Consider the following 4,916-nt stretch of genomic DNA (forward strand, 5'->3'; position numbering starts at 1 on the left):
TCGCGACTATGCAGAACGGAACAGCCGCCGTCGGAGCCACAGCCTCAGGCGGAGCCTGCCCACTCGGCATAGTCGCGGTCTCGGCATAGGTCCAGCTATGCCGATATCGGCATAGATTGACGAACTGGGCTACATGGAGCTCGACCGCCACGGAGCCGAACTCCTCTTCCAGGTCCTGACCGAGCGCGAGGAGAAGAACAGCGTCGCCATCGCTTCCAACGAGTCCTTCGGCAAAGCGCACATGTTCCGGCGAACCCGTGCAAGGCAGTGCCTGAACAGCACGGGTTCAAAATGGAGGGGCACGTCACGGAGCCGCACGTATCCTGTGGGCTGTGACCGCGATATACGTGCTGGACGGCACCCAGATCAGGACCCTTGAAGACTTCTGGCGAGTCATCGGCGAGACGATCAACGGCCCCGGTGGCTACTTCGGCAGGAATCTCGACGCTTTCGCCGACTGCCTCAGCGGTGGATTCGGGACGCCCGACGACGATGACTACGTGGTTGAGTGGCGGGACCATCAGGCGTCTCGCGAGTATTTGAGCTATCCAGAGACTGCTCGTCAGTTGGAGATCCGCCTGTCGCGCTGCCACCCCACGAACCGCCCAGCGGTCAGTGCCGATCTGGCCACGGCGCGTGGAGAGCGCGGATCGACCGTCTTTGACTGGTTGATCGAGATCTTCGAAGATCGAGCCCCTGGTGTCCTGCGACTTCAGTGACGGTGGATGTGAACCGTTCCGGGTTCGGTAGGGACTCGATCATTTGAGAGGATCGAGTCATGGCACGTCCTTCCCAGTACGCGCTTGAGCTGCGCCGTCGTGCGGTGCGGATGGTCGCCGAGGTGCGGCCTGAGTACGACACCGAGTGGGCCGCGATGAAAGCGGTCGCCCAGAAACTGGGCATCGGCACGACCGAGACGCTGCGCAAGTGGGTCCGGCAGGACCAAATCGATGCCGGAGCCCGTCCGGGCACCACGACGGAGGAGTCCGCACAGATCAAGGCGATGAATAAGGAGATCGCCGAGCTGAAGCGGGCGAACGAGATCCTGAAGGCCGCGGCGTCTTTCTTCGCGTCCGAGCTCGACCGGCCACACACGCGTTCGTAGCCTTCATCGACGAGCACCGGGACCGCTTCGGCGGTGTCGAGCCGATCTGCCGCGTGCTGAGTGCGCACGACTGCAAGATCGCCCCCTCCACCTACTACGCCCACCACAAACGCCGGATGGCGCCGTCGGCCAGGACCGTGCGGGACACCGAGTTGAAGGAGCAAATCAGCGAGGTCTTCGAGGCCAACTACCGTGTCTACGGGGCGAGGAAGATCTGGCGTGAGCTGAGCCGGCAGGGCCACCGTGTGGCCCGCTGCACCGTCGAACGTCTCATGCGCGAGCTGGGCATCGCCGGAGCGGTCCGCGGCAAACGCGTGATCACTACGCTGCCCGGCGGGCAGGTCGAGCGGGCCCCGGACCTACTGGACCGCGACTTCGTTGCCGGCGCCCCGAACCGCTGCTGGGTCGCGGACTTCACCCACGTGAAAACCTGGGCTGGTGTCGTCTACGTCGCCTTCGTCGTGGACACCTTCTCCCGCCGGATCGTCGGCTGGTCTGCAGCCACCGTGAAGGAAACGGTCTTCGTGCTGGACGCCCTGGAGATGGCGCTCTGGCAACGCGACCGCGACCAACGCCCCGTCCAGCCAGGCGAGTTGATCCACCATTCGGACGCCGGGTCGCAGTACACGAGTTTTCGGCTCGCCGAGCACCTGGACGCGGCCGGCATCGCCGCCTCGATCGGATCGGTCGGCGACGCCTACGACTGTCAGTCTTCTCGCACCGGATCCCGCAAGGATCGGGTAGTCCCGGCCGAGGCGGTCTGACTCTTGCTTATGACTGACCCCGAGGTGTCCTGGCGTTGATCTGTCGACCGCCCGGCCGGGCACGCAGCAAGCGCTGCCGCCGGACGGACGTGACCTGATAAGAGCCTGGAGCCGACTCGCCAAAGCGTCCCCGTGACAGTCCTGTCCGCCCGGCCGGCGACAGCGTGAACTCCCACGCTACCGACCGGAAGGAACGCGGTGCAGACCAGCGAGCAAACCAGGTCCGGGCATGTCGTGATCGGCGTCGACACGCACAAGCACGTGCACGTCGCAGCGGTGATGGACACGATCGGTGGGATCCTTGCCACCTTGACGATTCCCACAGACACCGGCGGCTTCCAGCAACTGGCGGACTGGGCAGCCTCGTTCGGCAGCGTTCTGGCCTTCGGAATCGAGGGCACCGGCTCCTACGGCGCCACGCTGACCTCGTTCCTGCGCAGGGCCGGCCACAAGGTGGTCGAGGCCGGCCGCCCGGACCGGCGACTGCGGCGGATGAACGGCAAGTCCGACACCCTGGACGCAGAGAACGCCGCACGCGCGGTGCTGGCCGGGTTCGCGACTGCCACGCCGAAGACCGCCGACGGCGAGGCCGAGATGATCCGCCAGCTCAAGGTCGCACATGACCAGGCCGTTGAACAGCGCGCCAGTGCGATGGTCACGATGAAGGCGATGCTCGTCCACGCCCCGGACGCCCTGCGTCGTGAGACTGCCGGCAAGACCCAGATCAGCCTGGCACGGCAGCTGGCCGCTCTGCGTCCTCGCCGTCTCGAAGGCCCTGAAGACGCTCTTCGTCACACCCTGCGGACGCTCGCCAAGCGGTGGCAGTACCTGGACGCCGAGGCCAAAGAGCTCACGAAGATGATCGGCAGCCTGGTCCAGCAGGTCGCCCCGCAGCTGCTCGAGCCCTTCGGGATCGGCGTTGACACCGCTGCAGAGATCCTTGTCGTGACCGGAGACAACCCTGAGCGCATCAAGTCCGAGGCCGCTCTCGCCAAGCTCGCGGGCATCGCTCCCGTTCCCACCGGCTCCGGCATGACCAGCGGCCGGCATCGCATCAACCACGGCGGCCACCGCCAACTGAACGCCGCGATCTACCGAACCGTCATCGTCCGGATGCGTTTCCACCAGCCAACGATCGACTACGTCGCGCGCCGCACCGCCGAAGGCAAGACGAAACGCGAGATCATCCGATGCCTCAAGCGCTACGTCATTCGCGAGGTCTACCACCTGCTCCGCCTCGCCCCACGGACGGCCTCCGCAGCGAGTTGACAACTATAGGAGCGTCAATGCCCTGATGGAGAGCACGATCGGCCTGTTCAAGACCGAGCTGATCAAGCCCCGACGGCCGTGGAAGACGCTGTCCGACGTCGAGCTCGCCACCGCCGAGTACATCGACTGGTACAACCACCGCCGACTCCACGGTGAGATAGGCCACGTCCCGCCCGTCGAATACGAGAACAACCACTACCTCGCAACCACGAGACCCCAGGTCACAACCAACATCTGAGATCTCTACCGAACCCGGAGCGGTTCAGGGGGGTTTGTGTTGCTCTGTGTGGGTTGTTAAAACGACTATATGCGTGGCGGTGTTGGTGGGTGTGGGGTGAGGGGTGTCACTGTTCGCTTTCCTGCGATTGTGAGGGTGTCATGAAATTGTTTCCCAGGATTTTCGGGGAGTCGAGGGGTCCGGCTGATGTGGTCGTGTTGCGGCGGCTTGAGGAAAGTGTTGCGAGTGCGGGTTACTGGGTGGTGAGGATGCCGAGGGAAGCGGCTCGTCTGGTGCGTAGGGTTCGTGTGTTTTCTTTGGCTGCGGCGGTGTTGTGTCTTGTTGTGGGGCTTTTGGCGTGGCCGGTTATCGGTGGTTCGTCGCAGTTGGCCGCGCAGGTGTTCGTGTCGGTGTTGTCGGGTTGTGCCGCGTTGGTGATTGTCGTGCCTCATGCCACTGGTCTGAGTGATCGTGGTGATGAGTCGATCCGGTTGTGCAGCACGTACGGTGCGGTGTATCGCGAGCTTTTGGAGGTGCGGGGGCGGCTGGCTGCTGGTTCTTTGGATGATCCCTCTGATGTGGCTGACATCATCCGCCGGTTCGAGTGTGTTGAAGAACGCAAGGATGCGCTGGCGCTTCCGGTCGGGGACGGGCATTTGGGGGGTCCGTGTGGTGTGGGGGCGGTCGGGGGTGGCGGGCGGTGGGGGCGTGCCGGTTTGGGCGGGCTGCGGGAGATCACGGGTTCGTTGTTGCCGTCGGCGAGGGTGCGTCGGGCGGGCGGGCGGGCGGCGGGTGTTGATGACGAGGCTGTTCTTGCTGCGCTTGTGTGTGTGTTGACGAGCGGGTGTGGGCCGCGGCGGGTGCCGCGGTATTCGAGGGTTTCGTCGTTTGTGGTGTACCGCTTGTTCCGGGTCCGGTCCCGGGCCGGGTCCGTGGTGGTGCCTTCGCTGGGTGGTGGGGGCCGTGTCCGCAAGCTGGGGCCTGCGGGTTCGAGCCGTTCCCGGCTTGTTCCGGGTAAGGGCCGCGGGGGCGGTGAGCGTGCGGGTCTTGGTCCCGCGGGTGGTGACGGGCCGGGTTCTGCGGTGCAGCTGGTGCGTGACGCTGCCGGTGGTTCCCTGGTCCTTGGCGTTTCGGCGGGCGGCGCCCAAGACACCGGGGCCTGAGATCGGCCCCTTGCCCGGGGCGCATCTGGGGCCGTGGGGGTGTGTCCTGGGCGGGTGTCTGTTTTCTGTTTGCCGGGTTTCTTCAACGGGTTTGGGTGTGTGGCTGGTTGGCCGTGGGTTGCGGGGTGTGCGGGGGGTGTTGTGGTGGGGGTGTGTCAGGTCTGGCGGGTGGTGCCCGAGACGCCGGGGCTTGAGGGCGGCCGGCTCTCTGCGTGGGTGGGTGCGAGGGGCTTGTGTGCGGCCCGGTGTGGATGTGGTGTTCGGTCAGGCCGCGTTGGCGGTGGAGCGTCACGACTGCCCGAACTGAAGTTCCCCCCTGAACCGGGACAGCGGATGTTTACGCTGCGGGGGTGAGGTCTTGCTGCAGCAGACTCCGGGTTTCGAGGGGTGTGACGTAC

At 65.5% G+C, this 4,916-nt stretch carries 4 protein-coding genes and 2 pseudogenes; all 6 read left to right on the forward strand.

Translation table 11 applies throughout. From position 1 onward, the window contains the following. Positions 1–115: 115 nt before the first annotated feature. Positions 116–229: pseudogene (locus tag AB0N06_RS38055) on the forward strand (ATP-binding protein); the annotation flags it as partial. A 103-nt stretch (positions 230–332) separates the two neighbouring features. Beyond that, positions 333–719 carry a barstar family protein gene (locus tag AB0N06_RS38060; protein WP_366139252.1) on the forward strand — a complete coding sequence of 129 codons (387 nt, stop codon included), beginning with the start codon at positions 333–335 and terminating at the stop codon, positions 717–719. Between the two features lie 59 nt (positions 720–778). Further along, the gene (locus AB0N06_RS38065) at positions 779–1,105 is read left to right on the forward strand and encodes a transposase (protein WP_366139253.1); all 327 of its coding nucleotides are present in this window, start codon (positions 779–781) and stop codon (positions 1,103–1,105) included. A gap of 5 nt (positions 1,106–1,110) precedes the next feature. Further along, positions 1,111–1,869, forward strand: coding sequence for an IS3 family transposase (locus AB0N06_RS38070; protein WP_366139255.1), 759 nt, complete (start codon positions 1,111–1,113; stop codon positions 1,867–1,869). Between the two features lie 198 nt (positions 1,870–2,067). Next, positions 2,068–3,138 (forward strand): IS110 family transposase, encoded by a 1,071-nt coding sequence (locus AB0N06_RS38075; protein WP_366139254.1) that lies wholly within the window; start codon positions 2,068–2,070, stop codon positions 3,136–3,138. Between the two features lie 16 nt (positions 3,139–3,154). Then, positions 3,155–3,376: pseudogene (locus AB0N06_RS38080) on the forward strand (IS3 family transposase); the annotation flags it as partial. Positions 3,377–4,916: the final 1,540 nt, after the last annotated feature.

It is taken from the genome of Streptomyces sp. NPDC051020 (genome assembly GCF_040683105.1).
Taxonomy (GTDB): Bacteria; Actinomycetota; Actinomycetes; order Streptomycetales; family Streptomycetaceae; genus Streptomyces.